Here is a 14,265-nt window from a genome sequence, read left to right on the forward strand (position 1 = left end):
GCCATGAGGGCAGGTGGGAATGCCCGATCCGCTTGACGGGGGAGCGGCCGGGATCCACGGTTAGGGGGTGGGTGTCACGGTCAGTTGCCCCCGATGTGCAGCACAGGTCCGGCCGCCGGACCTGATGCACAGCGAGTGGCGCTGTGACGGCTGCGGGGAGGTTCCTCCGTTCCGGGTCGCCAAGCACATCGGCCCGGAGATCGTGGAGAGCGTTCTGCGGCAGCCTCGGCCCACCGTCGACCACATGCCACTCTGGTGCCCCTGGCCGCTTCCCCCGGGCTGGATGGTCACCGGTGTCGGCTGGGCCGGCGACGACCGGCTGGGCGTACGAGCGACGGCGCTCGCGTGCAGCGGACCCGACCCGCTCGGCGGCGGACCCGCCGACGTGGTGCTCATCGCCGAGCAACCCGGTGTCGGTCTGGGCAACCGCTTCGGCGGTATCCCGGGCATCGACCCGGGTTACCTGATCACCGAATGCCTCAGTGACATGAGTGGACATGGCGGTCCACACGCGAAGATCAAGGCCGGCGGTCACCGCATCCCGCTGTGGTCGGTGAAAAGTCCGGAAGATCGATCGGCGTACGTGTCGGAGGCGAAGGGGATCTGGCTCTATGCGGTAGCGTGGCCCGCGAGCGCGGGCTACTTCCTGGCCGAGCATGTCGTCCTGCACGACTTGAACGACGGGATTCCGCCCGAACTCGTGTATGGAGCGCCGTCCCCGTACCTGATCGGTTCCTAGTAGACCATTAGGGTCGAGTGGATCTTTCTGGGACAACGTTCACACACAGCAGCGTTGCTGATACCGTCAGTACACTGCGGGATGAGCCGTCACCCGCCACGGAGGAGAAGGCCCGCCATGATCAAGAAGGTTCTCACCTGGCTTGGCATCGCTTTCCTGATCTTCTTCATCGCGTTCAACCCGAACTCCGCCGCTCAGGTGTTCTCATCCCTGGGTAGCACGATCGGGGACATCGCGCAGGGTTTTGGAACGTTCTTCACGAACCTCGTCGCATAACATCGCCCTATGGGTCCTGGTGAGCCGCGCGAACCACGTGATGAGGGCGCGCGCCGCCCTCAGGAGGACGACGCGACGTTCGGATACAACGATCCGGCGTTCGACGACCCCGACTACCCCCGCCGTTCCGGCCGGGGGGACGGTCCCGGCTTCAACCCCGACGCGGGCTTCAACCCCGACGCCGGCTATGCCATGGACGACGACACCGCGGAATACGAGTACCAGCGGCCGGTCATCACCGAGGAAGAGCTCGAGGGCCTCGGCGGCGGTGGTGGCGGAGGCGGCGGTGGTGGTGGCGGCGGTTCCCGGCGGGTGCTCCCGCTCGAGGACGAACCGACCACTCTGGTCAGCCGATACCTGTTCCCGACCGAGCGTTACCGCGGCGAGTGGAAGCGGCACTGGATCCACCTCTCCGGACCGCTCGGCATCGGCGCCGGCGCCACCCTCCTGCTCGGATACCTGGCCGGCTTCCTGACCAAACAGAACATCGACGGGCTGGTGACCGCGGCCGTGCTGATCTGGCTCGCGGTGATCGGCTGGGTGGCCTGGAAGGTCTTCGACTGGTATTTCGACCGCTTCATCCTGACCAACAAGCGGGTCATGGTGGTCAACGGGATCATCACCCGGAAGGTCGCCATGATGCCGCTGCTGCGGGTCACCGACATGAAGTACGAGCAGAGCGCGCTCGGCCGGATGCTCAACTACGGCACGTTCGTGCTCGAGTCGGCGGGCCAGGACCAGGCGCTCCGCGAGGTCAAGCACCTGCCCAACCCCAACGAGCTCTACCTGCGCGTGGTCGAGGAGATGTACGAGCCGCAGGCGGTCGAGGCGCGCCTCGGAAAGGACAGCGAGGGCGACGACGCCTGACCCGGCTCAGCGCAGGGAAGGCGGGCAGCGACGCCCAAGGCTCAGCGCAGAGACGGCGGGCAGCAACGCCCAAGGCTCAGCGCAGAGACGGCGGGCAGCAACGCCCAAGGCTCAGCGCAGAGACGGCGGGGCGGCGACGTCCATCGCGCCCAGCGCCAGCCCGAGCTGGAAGCGGTTGTCCACACCCAGCCGGTCCATCAGCGCGCGCAGCGCGTTGGTCACCGAGCGGGCGCTGATCCGCAGCTCCTCGGCCGCGGTCACGTCGGTGTGCCCGGCCGCCAGCAGGTCGACCAGGGCGCGCTCCCGGGTGGACAGCAGGATCATCGGCACCCCGTACGCGTCGGGGTCGACCGCGGCCGTCCACCGTGCCTCGAAGAGCTCCACGAGCAGGCCGATCACCCCGCGGTGGGTGATCTCGAGGTAGCCACGCTCCAGGTTGGCCGGGTCGGCGGGCAGGAACGCGGTCTGCCGGTCGCAGATGAACAGCTTCAGCGGTGTGTCCGGCGTCTCGCGGAACGCGTACCCGGGAAGCTTCTGTTCTCGCTCGACCGACACGGTGTCGCCGTCGCTGGGCGGCTGGCCGAGGATGCGGTAGGAGATCGTGCCGTTGAACAGCTCCTCGGTGATCGGCTGCACCCGGCTGACGTCGGCCGTCTCCACCTCCTCGTTGTTGATCACGAGGTGTTCGTGGCGCTCGCGGTTCCAGGCCTGGGCGATCCGCTGCCGGGCGAGGGCCCGGGTGGGCAGGTAACGCACCTGGTCACCGACCGGACCGGCGATCGCGGGATCGAGCGGGAGGCCGACGCCGGCCAGCCGCTCGTTGATCATGTTGACGACCGCCTGGTGGCGGCGGGCGGCGCGACGCGGGTCGGCCGGGTTCAGCAGCCGCCGCCGCAGCCGGTTCACCACCTCGTCGGGCGGCCGGTTGACCCAGGTCACCTGCCGCCCGGAGCCCGCCTCGATCACCACCGCGCCGCACTCGTGCAGCTCGGCGAGCGCGCTCTCGACCCGATGCCGGGTCAGGCCGAGATCGGTGGCCAGCGTGCGGGCGTCGTGCCGGCCGAACGTGGCGAGCGTGCGGAACACCAGGTCGGCGTCGCTGCTCAGCCCCCACCGGGCCAGCGACGGGATGAGGGCGCCGACCGGGACGGTCGTGGTGAGCGTCATGGCCGGGTCAGTCCTGGGACGGGCCCTGGCTCGGCTGGGCGCAGCCCGCGCAGTCCTTCGGACCCGGCGAGGGACCGTCCTTCGGCCCCGGCGGCGTCGGCGCGGTCGGTGGGGTGGTCGGAGCCGGGGCCGGCGGGGTGGTCGCGGCCGGAGTCGTCGGGGCGGGCGCCGGAGCGGGCGCGGTGGTCGCGCTGCCGTCCTGGCCCGGCGTGATGATCGGACCCGCGGAACTGGGCAGGGCGGCCGCCGTGGCGAACCCGATCGCCGAGACGACGACCAGGAGCGGAACAAGGGGCTTGGGTACGCGGCGGGCCATCAGACGTCCTTCTCCAGGGTCGGGGGTGGAACCTGTGCCTTGCGCAGGAACCCCAGCGCCAGACCGAGCTGGAACCGGTTCTCCACGCCGAGGCGGTCCATCAGGTTACGAAGGATATTCGTAACCGACCGGGGGCTGATTCTCAGCTGCTCCGCCGCGCTCACATCGGTGTGGCCCTCGGCGAGCAGCGCGATCAACTCGCGCTCGCGTCCGGTCAGGGTGATCTTCGGCACGGTGAAGCTCCAACAGTGAACAGGTGGCGGTGGCGCGAATGCAACCACAAACCGGTTTGCTCGTCGATGGATGCGGCCGGCGACTGCGGTATCCCGCACCCGCGCGTTTCCGTATCCCGCAACTTTGCCGGGCCGGAGCCGGTGGACGTTGACCGGTCGCGGCGCGGTCAGCAAGGTGGGTGCCGCGGCCGGTTCCGACATTCAAACGGGGGATGTCGGACCCGGCCGGTTGTAACGTCTTCGGGTGACCAGAATCGACCTGCATTGCCACTCGACCGCCAGCGACGGCACGCTCACGCCGGCCGAGCTGGTGCGGGCCGGCGCCGCGGCGGGTCTGGACGTGATGGCGATCACCGATCACGACACCACCGGTGGCTGGGCCGAGGCGGCCGAGGCGCGGCCCGAGGGTCTGACCCTGGTACGCGGGGCCGAGCTGTCCTGCCGTTGGCGTGGTGGCCCACGCTGGCCGATCGCGCTGCACCTGCTCGCCTACCTCTTCGACCCGGCCGAGCCGCGGTTCGCCGCCGACCTGGCCCGGCTGCGCGACGACCGGGAACAACGCGCCGAGCAGATCGTCGACCTGCTCCGGGCGGACGGCGTGCCGATCTCCTGGGCCGAGGTGCACGACTATGCCGCGGGCGGGTCGGTGGGCCGCCCGCACATCGCTCAGGCCCTGATCAGGGCCGGTCTGGTGGCCACCACGACGGAGGCCTTCCAGTCCGGGTGGCTGGGCGGTCGTTACTTCGTACCCAAATCGGATCTTGATGTTTTCGAGGGTGTGCGGGCGGTGCGGGCGGCCGGTGGGGTGCCGGTGTTCGCGCATCCGCGGGCGACCAGGCGGGGTCCGGTGGTGCCGGACAGCCTGGTCGAGGAACTGGCCGAGGCCGGATTGTTCGGGGTGGAGGCCGACCACGAGGACCACTCGCCGGCCGAACGGGCCGAGATGCGAGCGCTGGCCGATCGGCTCGGGCTGGTGGTGACCGGTTCGTCAGACTTCCACGGCACGCACAAGACCGTTCAGCTGGGTGCGTTCCAGACCTCCCCGGAGGCGTACGAGAAGATCATGTCCGCCGCGACCGGCGTTCCCGTCCTGGAGTGAGCGCGTGAATCTGAAACTTCTGGGTGAGGTGTTCGTCACCCTGCTCGTGATCGTCGACCCGCCGGGCATGGTGCCGGTCTTCCTCGCCCTCACCGGCGCGCTGCCGGTCAAGCAGCGGATCAAGGCCGGCACCCAGGCGGTGCTGCTGGCGCTCGGCGTGATCGTGATCTTCGCGGTGGCCGGGCAGACGCTGCTCGACTACCTGCACGTCCAGCTGCCGGCCCTGCAGGGCGCGGGTGGCCTGCTGCTCGTGCTGGTCGCGTTGCAGCTGCTCACCGGCAAGACCGACGAGCCCGACGACCAGGTCGGCACGTCCAACGTGGCCCTGGTCCCGCTGGGCACGCCGCTGCTGGCCGGGCCCGGCGCGATCGTCGCCACGATGCTGTTCGTCCGCCGGGCCGAGGGCACCGGCGACTACCTGGTGATCGCCCTCGGGATCGTCCTGGTCATGTTCCTGGTCTGGCTGGTGCTGCGCTTCTCCGGCCTGATCGTGCGGCTGCTGCGGCCGGGCGGCATCGAGGTGCTCACCCGCATCGCCGGCCTGCTGCTGGCGGCGATCGCGGTGCAGCTGATCGCCGACGCCGTCGCGGCCTTCGTCCGGCTCTACACCTCCGGTGGATGAGAACCTGTCGTACCCGGCTGGCAGGATTGGGTCGTGCCCGTCGTTTCAGAGCAGCTTGGTTTCGCCGGCATGCCCGAGCGTCTCTTCGTCTGCACGCCCAGCAAGCTGGGGGCTTTCGAAGACTGCCCCCGGCGCTACCGCTATTCCTATGTCGACCGGCCGGCCCCGATCAAGGGCCCGCCGTGGGCACACAACTCGCTCGGCGCGAGCGTGCACACGGCGTTGAAGAACTGGTACGCGCTGTCCGTCGACCGGCGCGAGGCGGGTGCGTTGCCCGCTCTTCTCAAGGCCACCTGGGTACGCGAGGGTTACCGCGACGTCGACCAGGAGCGGGCGGTCTACCGCCGTGCGCTGGGGTGGCTGGAGGCGTACACCTCGGGTCTCGATCCTGACGACGAACCGCTGGGCGTCGAGCGCGTGGTGGCCACGAAGACCGCCGTGATCGCCTTCAACGGCCGGGCCGACCGCATCGACTCCCGCCGCGGCGCCGACGGGCCCGAGGCGGTGATCGTCGACTACAAGACCGGCCGCCAGGGCATGGACGCCGACGACGCCCGCGGCTCGCGAGCCCTGGCCCTCTACGCGTACGCCGCCGAGCGCATGTTCCGCCGCCCGTGCCGCCGCGTCGAGCTCCACCACCTGCCGACCGGCTCGGTGGCCGCCCACGACCACACCACCGAGTCCCTGGCCCGCCACATGTCCCGCGCCGAGGACACCGCCCGTGACATCCTCGCCGCCGAGAAGGCCGTGGCCGCCGGCGCCGACCCCGACGAAGAGTTCCCGGTCCGGCCGGGTTCGCTGTGCTCGTGGTGCGACTTCCGCCGCTCCTGCCCGGCCGGCATGAACGCCCCCGAGAAGCAGCCCTGGACGGCCGTCGAGGCGTGACGCCGGGTCAGGCGAGGAAGGCGAGCACCCGCTCCGTGACGAGCGCCGCGGCCGCCGGGTCGTAGGACGGCAGGGAGCGGTCGGTGAAGAGGTGGCGGTTGCCGGGGTAGACGAACAGCTCACCGTGGTCGGCCTGCTCGACCAGGGCGCGCGCCGCGTCGATGTCGCCCTCCTCGGCGAAGAAGGGGTCGGCGTCCATGCCATGGACCTGCACGGGCACGCCGGCCGGCCAGGCCTCGCCGAACTCGGTCGGCGGGATGCACGCCTCGAGCAGGACGGCGCCGCGGGCGCCGGGACGGGTCTGCGCCAGCCGCTGGGCCGCCGGGACACCGAGCGAGATGCCGATGTAGACCAGCGCCTCAGGCAGGGATTCGGCCGCGGCCGCCCCGCGCTCGATGAAGGCGTCCATGCCGACCTGCTGGGCGTACGCGACGCCCTCGTCCAGGGTCGCGAAGACCTTGCCGTCGTAGAGGTCGGGCGTGTGCACGGTGTGCCCGGCCTGGCGCAACCCGTCGGCGAAGGCGCGGACGCCGTCGGTCAGGCCTTGGGCGTGGTGAAACAGAAGGATCATCCGGGCAGCCTAGAGGGCGTACCGGACGATCTACTTCCGGATCTTCTTGGTGGATCGGGCCACGATTTTCTCGAACTCCCGGTGCGAGTCGAGCCACGCGGTCACCGCCGGGCTCATCGGCACGACCGTCCGCTCCTTGTCGCGCGCGTCTTCCATGGCCGCCCGGAGCAGGGCGTCCTCGACCTCACGGCCGTCCGGCCGGTCGCCGACGTCGGTATGCGTGAGGACGATGATCGGGCCGGTCACCTGGTAGGTCAGCACACCGGCGACCGCACCGCCGGCCTCCCGGGCTTCGAACCGCTCGCGCTCGGGCACGTCGACAACCGTCAGATCCACCCGGACATGAAACCACGAGTCCCCGGACCAAGACGGACGTCACCGTTCGCGCCACGCCAGGGGAGACAAGGCCTCTGCGGCTTCGGCGATTCGGCGGCTGGTCTCGGTTCGGAGGTCCTTCCGTGCCGAGTCGGAAGTCGTTCGGTCTGGTCTGCGGTGATCTGGCGCGGATCCGGCTTGTTCAGGTACGCGGTGGCGGTGTGTGGCAGGTCGCCGGTGCGGGTTTCCTGGGTGTCGTGCCACAGGGCAAGGAACGCTGCCCGGGCTGGGTCGGCCCCCTCCTCAGCCGCGATCAGGGCGGCAAGCTGGGCGGTGCGCATGGTGTGTTCGGCGACTGACTCCGGGTCTCGAACTCCGGCATGCCACCAGCCGGTGCGGCGGACGCGCTTCAACAGACCGAGTTCGTATCCGAAGGCGGCGATTGCCTCGGCGTCTTCTGGCACCTGAAGTCCTTCCTACCGGTCGGCGATGCGTACGACGTACTGAAGACCGGCGAGCTGGGTGCGCTCGGTTCGGCTCAGGTCGGCTGTGGAGGCGAGCGTATCGAGCACCTCACCCGGGGCAGGCCCGCAAGGAACCGCAACCCTGGCCAGCGTCGCGCGTGCCGGGCTGACGGCGGTCCGGGTGGCCGGTCTGACCGTTCGACGTTGTCTGCGTCAGCGTTGGCGGCGATACCTCAGCGGCGCGCTACGCCAGCAAGGCTGCAGACCCTGCGCCGCCCCTCTATCGGGTTGGAGCATCGCTCCATCTTGGATGACCGCGACCGGCAGGTTGCACACGGCGAACTCGCCCAGTTCGAGGGGTACTGCCCAGCGGATCGCCACGGGAACGACCTGTTGACCGTGCCCGAGGGACGCTCCGAGGTACGCTCGTGTCCTGGGATCGACATCCTTACAATGTTGGTCGAACCAGCGCCAACTGACGGCGCGGTCCAGGGCCTTGCCCCATGGCAACGAGTGTCCTACAGCGGATCCGCGCACGCCCGCGCCCATCAGGGGTGCGGTGATGTGCCCATCGCAAGGGACACACCCTCATGGCGCATGCCCAGGACATGGAACCCGCGGACGCCTTCGCGCTGCTCGGCCGGATCAAACTCAGCGAAACGGACCTCGACGGCGTCTTCGCGAAGATCGCCGACCTCGCCAAACGCACCATCCCCGGCGCCAGCGAGGTGTCCGTCACCCTGGTCGAGAACCAGGATGCACACACTCCCGCCCTCACCGGTGAGCTCGCCCTGGCCCTCGACGAGGCACAGTACAAACTCGGCCACGGCCCCTGCCTCGACGCAGCAGTCTCCACCAGTACCCAGCACATCGCCGACATGATCACCGAGCGCCGCTGGCCGGATTGGACCGTCCGGGCGCACGAAGCAGGAGCTTGCAGCTCCGTGTCGATCGGGTTGCCCGTGCAGGAGGCAGTCACCGGGGCACTCAACATCTACGCCACCAAGCCTGACGCCTTCGACGAGGACGCCCTCGCCGTCGCGCAGACGTTCGCGAGCTATGCCGCGGTGGCCATGGCCAACGCCTACCTCTACAACGCCCAGACGACCCTAGCCCAGCACATGGAGATCGCGATGCGCAGCCGCGCAGTGATTGAGCAGGCCAAGGGCATCATCATGGGCGGCCGGCGGTGCAGCGCCGACGAGGCCTTCACCATTCTGACCAAGCTGTCGCAGGACACCAACCGCAAACTCCGCGACGTCGCCGGCGCCCTGGTGGAGCGCGCTACCACTCCGAAGCCCTGAGCCCAGACAATTCCGAACCGCCGACAGCTTGGCGGAGAGCCGGATCGGACTCGCGGTCACAGGCTTACCGACGGTGCCCGGCCAACGATGTACCCGGGTCCTCGAACGCGCCGTGGCCCGCACCAGTTGACGCGTGATTTTGACCCATGCGGCAGGAGCCGACCTAGTCATGACCATCCCATCCGCCGAGCACCTGTGGCTTGCCGCGTTCACCGATCTGCTGGACCGCTCGCACTTGTTCCAGGCCGACGGCCTGGCCCCGGCGGTCACCGCTGTGCTGAGACCGCTGGGCCTTCACGCCGCGATCTACCTCGTCGACGACGAGCAGCGGGCGTTACGACCCGTCCTGACCGACGGCCGGCCGGCAGCCGAGCCGATCGACCTGGAAGGTTCCCTTCCCGGACGGGTGTTCACCCTGGTGCTGAGCATGCCCACCGCCCAGAGCAGCGGGTGGTGGATACCGATTGTCAACGGCACCGACCGCCTCGGCGTCATCGAGTTCACTGTCACCGGCGGCATCGCCGAGGACAATGACCTCGTCCGGCAGCGGTGCGAGACGATGGCCGGGCTGATCGGGCACCTGGTCACGGTGACCGCCCCGAAGGGCGACTTCTTGTTCCAGGTCCGCCGGGCACGGCACCCCGCCCCGCTGCTATTACGCGCTGGAAGAGTCGTGCGGGAGCTGCCCGGCGGCAGGCGGATGCCGCTCGGCCTCGACCACGCCTCCGTCCAGATCGGCGAGGAGACCATGGAACCCGGCGACCGGCTGTTGCTTTACACCGACGGCGTCACCGAAGCCCGCGACGCCAGCGGCGAACAGTTCGGCGTCCACCGGCTGATCGACCAGGCCGAACGCGACGCCGCCGCCGGGCTGCCCGCCCCGGAAACCTTGCGCCGGCTCGCGCACGCCGTCGCCGGCCACCACGACGGCCCCGCCGCTGACGACGCCACTTTGCTGCTCGCCGAATGGTCCCCGACCTCCGTCGGACGCCTGCTGCCCTGACACCGGACGCCTCGACAAGTTCCTGCACGAGATGGCGAAGGACCGCCCGGCAGCGGCCAAGAACGCGAAGGTTGCCCTCGGGCTGATATTCGCCTTGGCGGTGCGCCGTGGCGCGCTGGGACGAACCCTGTTCGTGAGACCGGTCGCCTTCGCAAGCCCCGCCGAACCGTGTGCCCGCTCGAAGCCGAACACCTCGAAGGTGTCCGTTCGGCGATCCGCCAGTGGCAGCAGCCCACTCCGGGCAAGCCGGGACCTCGGCAAACCGGCGACTTGGCCGACGTCGTCGACCTCATGCTCGCCACCGGCGTCCGCATCGGCGAGGTCTTGGTCGTGTGGTGGGCGGACGTCGATCGTCGAACGCCTGACACCCCGCAGCGCGGACAGGACCACCCCCGCCGAACGTGGTCGCCGCAGACATTTGTGTGTGGGTGATTCAAAATCGCATAGACAAACTTTAAGGCCCTGACCGGCGTTCTCGCTGGTCAGAGCCTTAAATGTGTGGAGCTGAGGGGATTTGAACCCCTGACCCCCTCGATGCGAACGAGGTGCGCTACCAGTCTGCGCCACAGCCCCATGGCCCCGAAGAGCCGCAGCAAGGCTAACAGGTCGCCCGGTTCCGCCGCGAACCGGATACCCCCGACGGCGGGTCACGCGGGCGGGGCCGCGGAGAAAGACGCGGGTCACGCCGAGAAGGAGCGGCCGCCGGCCTCGTAGGGGCGGCCGCGGAGGCCGCGCGCCGGTCGGTAGGACACCGAGCCGCCGCTGGCCACCGCGGGCAGGTCGGAGGTGCCGTCGAGGCCCATGGCCGTACGCCGGACGGCCTCTTTCTGGGCCGCCAGCCGGCGTTGCGCCTCGCGCCGGGCCGCCGCCCGCCGGGCCTGCTCGCGACGCACCTCGGCCTGCCGGGCGGCCAGCCACGCCGCCTCGCGGGCCTCGATGCGGCGGCGCCGGCGGTCGGCCAGGGCCCGGTTGCGCAGGTGCACCAGGTACCAGCCGAGCAGGGAGCCGGTCACCGCGCAGCCGATCCAGAAGCCGGGGCCGACGGCCAGCACGCCGACCAGTTCGATCACGTTGAGCAGGAGCAGCGCGGCGAAGACCCGGCGGCGGCGGACCACCGCGGGGGTGTGCCGGCGCGGCAGGACGACCCGGGCGGGGCGCCGGGTGACCAGTTTCAGCGGGCGGGTCGGGGTCGCCGGGACGGTGGCCTTGACCTGGCGGGGGAGGGCGACCGGACGGCGTCCGGGCACGGTGCGGCGCCGGCGGTCACGGGAGAGCACCCGTGCCGTCGACAGCGCCCGCTCCGCGGCGAGGCGCTCGGTGGCGTCGTACCGGCGCACGAGTGCCGGTGCGAGTGCGAGCAGCCCGGCCGCGGCGAGGACAGCGAGGAGCACCGAGGTGGGCACCTCACGCCTCCCGTCAACCTCGTGAAATCTCAATCATTTCGAGATTAAGGCCGGGACCTGCGGAAATAACGACGCCGCGCCGGGCGCGTCACAGTGAGTTGATCATTTTGTCGTGGTACGGAGGCGGCGCCAGCGGGCCAGGAGGCCGCCCTCGCCGGCGACTTCTTCGCTCGTCATCGCGTACCCGAGGTGGTCTCGCCATTGCCCGTCGATGTGCATGTAGCGCGGGTGGTAGGCCTCTTCCCGGAAGCCGAGTTTCTCGACCACGCGGCGGCTGGGCGTGTTCTCGGGGCGGATGTTGACCTCGATGCGGTGCAGCCCGCCGACGTTGAACGCGTGGTCGACGGCCAGGGCCAGCGCGGTCGGGATGACGCCGTGCCCGGCCACCCGGGAGTCGACCCAGTAGCCGGCGTAGGCCGAACTGAACGCCCGCCGCACGATGTTGCCGAGGTTGAGGTGGCCGACCAGGCGGTCGCCGTCGTCGTCGCGGTACCAGACGGCGAACGGCATGCTCTCGCCCCGCCGGGCGGCCCGTCGCATGTCGCGGTAGACGTAGAGGTAGGCGCGCGGGGAGTTCATCTCGACCCACGGCCCGGGTGGCGACGACTCCCAGGGGGCCAGCCATTTCTGGTTGGCGATGCGCACTTCTGACCACGCGCGGGCGTCCCCGCGCCGGTACGGGCGCAGCGTCACCGCCCCGTCCGCCAGGACGGCCGGCCAGCCGGGCGCGGACCCCAGCATCTATCGCCTCCGGTCGAGCAACAACACATCGACGGTCGACCCGGCCGCGGCCGAGGTGACCCGCTCACCGAGGACCAGCAGACCGTTGGCTTCGGCAAGGCCGGACAGAGTGTACGGCCCTCCGGAGAGAGGTTGCACCGTATGGCCGCCGCCGCGCCGTTCCGCGACGTGGGCCGGCCGGAACTCGCGCAGCCCGCCGGGCGACGACACGGTCTCCAGCAGATGGGCCTTCACGCTGGGGCGGAACACCGGCTCGGCCCCGGCCAGAAGCTGGATGACCGGGCGGGCGAGCACCTCGAAGCCGATCAGCGCGGCGCCGGGCTCGCCGGGCAGGCAGACCACCGGCACCTCTTCGCCGCCGACCGTGCCGAAGCCGAGCGCGGTGCCGGGGCAGAGCGCGACGTTGGTGAACTCGACGACGCCCCGCCCGTTGTCGCGCCGGGACAGCACCCGGCGGAGCATGTCGCCGGGCCCGGTGCCGGTGCCGCCGGTGGTGATGATCAGGTCGGCGCGCAGCGTCTGGTCTTCCAGCAGGCCGCGCAGGCCCTCGGGGTCGTCGTCGCAGATGCCGATCCGGTACGCCAGCGCGCCGGCCTCGACGGCGGCCGCGGTCAGCGCATGGGAGTTGGCGTCGACCACCTGGCCGGGCTGGCTGGGCCGGCCCACGTCGACCAGCTCGTCCCCGGTCGCCACCACGACGACCCGCGGGCTGGGCCGGACCACCACGTGGCCGATGCCGGCGGCGGCGAACACGGCGACCATGGCCGGCGTGACGTAGGCCCCGTCGGCGGCGAGCACCTGCCCGACCTGGATCTCGTCGCCGGCCCGCCGGACGCCGGAGCCGCGCTTGGGCGCGTGCAGGATCTCCACCGCGGCCATGCCCTGGTCGGTCCAGTGCACCGGCACCACGACGTCGGCGCCGATCGGCAGGGGCGAGCCCGCCGCCACCGAGAAGCAGGTGCCGGGCGTCAGGCGTACCGGTCGCCAGCTCGCCGCGCCGAGGTCGCCGACCACATTGAGCCGCACCGGGCGTGGACCGCCCTCGAGCCGGCCGAAGGACGGGTGCGACCCGATGCGGCCGGCGGCCGCGAGGTCTTCCCAGCGCGCCGCGTACCCGTCGATGGCCGCCTGGTCGAAGGCCGGGAACGGGTGCGGGGCGAGCACGGCGCCGGAGAGGACGTTGCCGTGCGCCTGGGTGAGGTCGAGGTCGAGCGGGGGCAGCGCACGGAGCCTGCGCAGCGCGCTGCCCAGGTATTCCGCGAGAGGCATCAGCTCGTTGGCGGCCGCCTCGGCATCGGCCGTCGCGGTCATCCCTTGCCGCTCCCCACGAACTCGCCCAGCCAGCGGCGGAACTCCTCGCCGAGGTCGGGGCGCTTGACCGCGAGCTGGACGACGGCCTGGAGGTAGCCGAGCGGCATGCCGGTGTCGTACCGGTGACCGCGGTAGATGACGCCGTGCACCGGGGTGCCCGCCGCGAGCAGCGTGGCCATCGCGTCGGTGAGCTGGATCTCGCCGCCGCTGCCGGGCTTGGTGTCGTCGATGACGTCGAAGATCGTCGGGGGCAGCACGTAGCGGCCGAGCACGGCCAGGTTGCTGGGCGCCTCGGCCGGTGAGGGCTTCTCCACCAGGCCGGTCACCTTGACCACGTCAGCTCCTCCGCCGAGTTCGGCCGCGGCGGGCTCGACCGAGGCGATGCCGTAGCGGGAGGTCTCCGACGGGTCGACCTCGATGAACGCGAGCACGATGCCGCCGGTGCGGGCCTGCAGGTCGAGCATGCCGGGGAGCAGCGGCTCGTCCACGTCGCAGAACTCGTCGCCGAGCAGTACGGCGAACGGCTGGTCGCCCACGTGTGAGGCGGCGGTGCCGATGGCGTGGCCGAGGCCGAGCGGCTCGCCCTGGCGGCAGGTGTAGATGTCGGCGATCTCGCTGGTGCGGCGGACCTCGGCGAGGCGCTCCAGGTCGCCCTTCTCCTCGAGCCGGGCCTCGACGTCGGGGCGGCGGTCGAAGTGGTCGACCATCGACGTCTTGCCCCGGCCGGTGACGAGCAGCACGTCGGTGATGCCGGCCGCGGCCGCCTCCTCGACGATGTACTGCAGGACCGGTCGGTCCACCACCGGCAGCAGTTCCTTGGGCACGGCCTTGGTGGCCGGCAGGAACCGGGTGGCGAGCCCGGCGGCGGGAATCACGGCCTTGACCGCCCGGCGGTTCGCGTCGGGGGCTGATGTCGTCATCAGAGAGGTCACCGCACCTTCGTTCGGAT

At 70.8% G+C, this 14,265-nt stretch carries 18 protein-coding genes, 1 tRNA gene and 1 pseudogene; 9 read left to right on the forward strand and 11 right to left on the reverse strand.

The features are described from left to right. The first annotated feature begins 67 nt into the window (after positions 1-67). The 3 genes from AB0O15_RS04180 (at position 68) to AB0O15_RS04190 (ending at position 1,882) form a co-directional block, all read left to right on the forward strand. Positions 68-739: a DUF6758 family protein gene (locus tag AB0O15_RS04180; RefSeq protein WP_364313774.1), complete on the forward strand. Its 672-nt coding sequence runs from the start codon at positions 68-70 to the stop codon at positions 737-739. A gap of 117 nt (positions 740-856) precedes the next feature. Further along, entirely contained in the window at positions 857-1,015 is a 159-nt protein-coding gene (locus AB0O15_RS04185; RefSeq protein ID WP_189078560.1) for a hypothetical protein, read from the forward strand. A 9-nt stretch (positions 1,016-1,024) separates the two neighbouring features. Beyond that, entirely contained in the window at positions 1,025-1,882 is an 858-nt protein-coding gene (locus AB0O15_RS04190) for a PH domain-containing protein (RefSeq protein ID WP_364313776.1), read from the forward strand. Positions 1,883-1,993: 111 nt separating this feature from the next. Here AB0O15_RS04190 and AB0O15_RS04195 read toward each other — a convergent pair whose 3' ends face one another. Genes AB0O15_RS04195 through AB0O15_RS04205 form a run of 3 tightly spaced genes read right to left on the reverse strand, consistent with a single transcriptional unit; the run spans position 1,994 to position 3,598 of the window. After that, positions 1,994-3,049: a helix-turn-helix transcriptional regulator gene (locus tag AB0O15_RS04195; RefSeq protein WP_364313778.1), complete on the reverse strand. Its 1,056-nt coding sequence runs from the start codon at positions 3,047-3,049 to the stop codon at positions 1,994-1,996. A gap of 7 nt (positions 3,050-3,056) precedes the next feature. Next, complete coding sequence (locus AB0O15_RS04200) at positions 3,057-3,365, reverse strand: hypothetical protein (protein ID WP_364313781.1); 309 nt, start codon at positions 3,363-3,365, stop codon at positions 3,057-3,059. Continuing rightward, positions 3,365-3,598 carry a helix-turn-helix transcriptional regulator gene (locus tag AB0O15_RS04205; RefSeq protein ID WP_364313783.1) on the reverse strand — a complete coding sequence of 78 codons (234 nt, stop codon included), beginning with the start codon at positions 3,596-3,598 and terminating at the stop codon, positions 3,365-3,367. The genes AB0O15_RS04200 and AB0O15_RS04205 overlap by 1 nt, the downstream gene beginning before the upstream one ends. Positions 3,599-3,842: 244 nt before the next feature. Here AB0O15_RS04205 and AB0O15_RS04210 point away from each other — a divergent pair, with 244 nt between their 5' ends. The 3 genes from AB0O15_RS04210 to AB0O15_RS04220 all read left to right on the forward strand — a co-directional run bounded on the left by AB0O15_RS04210 (position 3,843) and on the right by AB0O15_RS04220 (position 6,204). Further along, positions 3,843-4,697 carry a PHP domain-containing protein gene (locus AB0O15_RS04210; RefSeq protein WP_364313786.1) on the forward strand — a complete coding sequence of 285 codons (855 nt, stop codon included), beginning with the start codon at positions 3,843-3,845 and terminating at the stop codon, positions 4,695-4,697. A gap of 4 nt (positions 4,698-4,701) precedes the next feature. Continuing rightward, positions 4,702-5,319 carry a MarC family protein gene (locus AB0O15_RS04215; RefSeq protein WP_364313789.1) on the forward strand — a complete coding sequence of 206 codons (618 nt, stop codon included), beginning with the start codon at positions 4,702-4,704 and terminating at the stop codon, positions 5,317-5,319. A gap of 69 nt (positions 5,320-5,388) precedes the next feature. Next, positions 5,389-6,204 carry a PD-(D/E)XK nuclease family protein gene (locus tag AB0O15_RS04220; protein ID WP_364317031.1) on the forward strand — a complete coding sequence of 272 codons (816 nt, stop codon included), beginning with the start codon at positions 5,389-5,391 and terminating at the stop codon, positions 6,202-6,204. 7 nt (positions 6,205-6,211) lie between these two features. Here AB0O15_RS04220 and AB0O15_RS04225 read toward each other — a convergent pair whose 3' ends face one another. Genes AB0O15_RS04225 through AB0O15_RS04235 form a run of 3 tightly spaced genes read right to left on the reverse strand, consistent with a single transcriptional unit; the run spans position 6,212 to position 7,554 of the window. Next, on the reverse strand, positions 6,212-6,775 hold the full coding sequence (locus tag AB0O15_RS04225; RefSeq protein ID WP_364313792.1) for a dienelactone hydrolase family protein: 564 nt from the start codon (positions 6,773-6,775) through the stop codon (positions 6,212-6,214). 30 nt (positions 6,776-6,805) lie between these two features. Next, positions 6,806-7,111, reverse strand: a complete 306-nt coding sequence (locus tag AB0O15_RS04230) for a GNAT family N-acetyltransferase (RefSeq protein WP_364313794.1) — start codon at positions 7,109-7,111, stop codon at positions 6,806-6,808. Then, complete coding sequence (locus AB0O15_RS04235; RefSeq protein ID WP_364313797.1) at positions 7,102-7,554, reverse strand: HD domain-containing protein; 453 nt, start codon at positions 7,552-7,554, stop codon at positions 7,102-7,104. The genes AB0O15_RS04230 and AB0O15_RS04235 overlap by 10 nt, the downstream gene beginning before the upstream one ends. Positions 7,555-8,144: 590 nt before the next feature. On the opposite strand from AB0O15_RS04235, the gene AB0O15_RS04240 reads away from it, so the two are divergent. The 3 genes and pseudogenes from AB0O15_RS04240 to AB0O15_RS04250 all read left to right on the forward strand — a co-directional run. Further along, positions 8,145-8,858, forward strand: coding sequence for a GAF and ANTAR domain-containing protein (locus tag AB0O15_RS04240; protein ID WP_364313799.1), 714 nt, complete (start codon positions 8,145-8,147; stop codon positions 8,856-8,858). A 169-nt stretch (positions 8,859-9,027) separates the two neighbouring features. Further along, positions 9,028-9,861 carry a PP2C family protein-serine/threonine phosphatase gene (locus AB0O15_RS04245; RefSeq protein WP_364313801.1) on the forward strand — a complete coding sequence of 278 codons (834 nt, stop codon included), beginning with the start codon at positions 9,028-9,030 and terminating at the stop codon, positions 9,859-9,861. A 4-nt stretch (positions 9,862-9,865) separates the two neighbouring features. Further along, positions 9,866-10,212: pseudogene (locus AB0O15_RS04250) on the forward strand (site-specific integrase); the annotation flags it as partial. Positions 10,213-10,360: 148 nt separating this feature from the next. Here the strand turns inward: AB0O15_RS04250 and AB0O15_RS04255 are convergent. The 5 genes from AB0O15_RS04255 to AB0O15_RS04275 all read right to left on the reverse strand — a co-directional run bounded on the left by AB0O15_RS04255 (position 10,361) and on the right by AB0O15_RS04275 (position 14,236). After that, positions 10,361-10,434: transfer RNA gene (locus AB0O15_RS04255), tRNA-Ala, on the reverse strand. Positions 10,435-10,541: 107 nt separating this feature from the next. Next, positions 10,542-11,264, reverse strand: coding sequence for a hypothetical protein (locus AB0O15_RS04260; protein ID WP_364313802.1), 723 nt, complete (start codon positions 11,262-11,264; stop codon positions 10,542-10,544). A gap of 102 nt (positions 11,265-11,366) precedes the next feature. Further along, on the reverse strand, positions 11,367-12,005 hold the full coding sequence (locus AB0O15_RS04265; RefSeq protein WP_364313803.1) for a GNAT family protein: 639 nt from the start codon (positions 12,003-12,005) through the stop codon (positions 11,367-11,369). Then, positions 12,006-13,316: a gephyrin-like molybdotransferase Glp gene (gene glp, locus AB0O15_RS04270; RefSeq protein ID WP_364313805.1), complete on the reverse strand. Its 1,311-nt coding sequence runs from the start codon at positions 13,314-13,316 to the stop codon at positions 12,006-12,008. It abuts the gene before it with no gap. Next, complete coding sequence (locus AB0O15_RS04275) at positions 13,313-14,236, reverse strand: UTP--glucose-1-phosphate uridylyltransferase (protein ID WP_364313807.1); 924 nt, start codon at positions 14,234-14,236, stop codon at positions 13,313-13,315. Before AB0O15_RS04275 ends, glp begins: the two co-directional genes overlap by 4 nt. Positions 14,237-14,265 lie beyond the last annotated feature (29 nt).

Source organism: Actinoplanes sp. NPDC089786, assembly GCF_040684855.1.
GTDB lineage: Bacteria > Actinomycetota > Actinomycetes > Mycobacteriales > Micromonosporaceae > Actinoplanes.

Coding starts and splice junctions, on each gene's coding strand:
- AB0O15_RS04195 (WP_364313778.1), bottom strand. CDS start 3,049: ATGACGCTCACCACGACCGTCCCGGTCGGCGCCCTCATCCCGTCGCTG.
- AB0O15_RS04265 (WP_364313803.1), bottom strand. CDS start 12,005: ATGCTGGGGTCCGCGCCCGGCTGGCCGGCCGTCCTGGCGGACGGGGCG.
- AB0O15_RS04245 (WP_364313801.1), top strand. CDS start 9,028: ATGACCATCCCATCCGCCGAGCACCTGTGGCTTGCCGCGTTCACCGAT.
- AB0O15_RS04275 (WP_364313807.1), bottom strand. CDS start 14,236: ATGACGACATCAGCCCCCGACGCGAACCGCCGGGCGGTCAAGGCCGTG.
- AB0O15_RS04240 (WP_364313799.1), top strand. CDS start 8,145: ATGGCGCATGCCCAGGACATGGAACCCGCGGACGCCTTCGCGCTGCTC.
- AB0O15_RS04185 (WP_189078560.1), top strand. CDS start 857: ATGATCAAGAAGGTTCTCACCTGGCTTGGCATCGCTTTCCTGATCTTC.
- AB0O15_RS04220 (WP_364317031.1), top strand. CDS start 5,389: ATGCCCGAGCGTCTCTTCGTCTGCACGCCCAGCAAGCTGGGGGCTTTC.
- glp (WP_364313805.1), bottom strand. CDS start 13,316: ATGACCGCGACGGCCGATGCCGAGGCGGCCGCCAACGAGCTGATGCCT.
- AB0O15_RS04190 (WP_364313776.1), top strand. CDS start 1,025: ATGGGTCCTGGTGAGCCGCGCGAACCACGTGATGAGGGCGCGCGCCGC.
- AB0O15_RS04200 (WP_364313781.1), bottom strand. CDS start 3,365: ATGGCCCGCCGCGTACCCAAGCCCCTTGTTCCGCTCCTGGTCGTCGTC.
- AB0O15_RS04225 (WP_364313792.1), bottom strand. CDS start 6,775: ATGATCCTTCTGTTTCACCACGCCCAAGGCCTGACCGACGGCGTCCGC.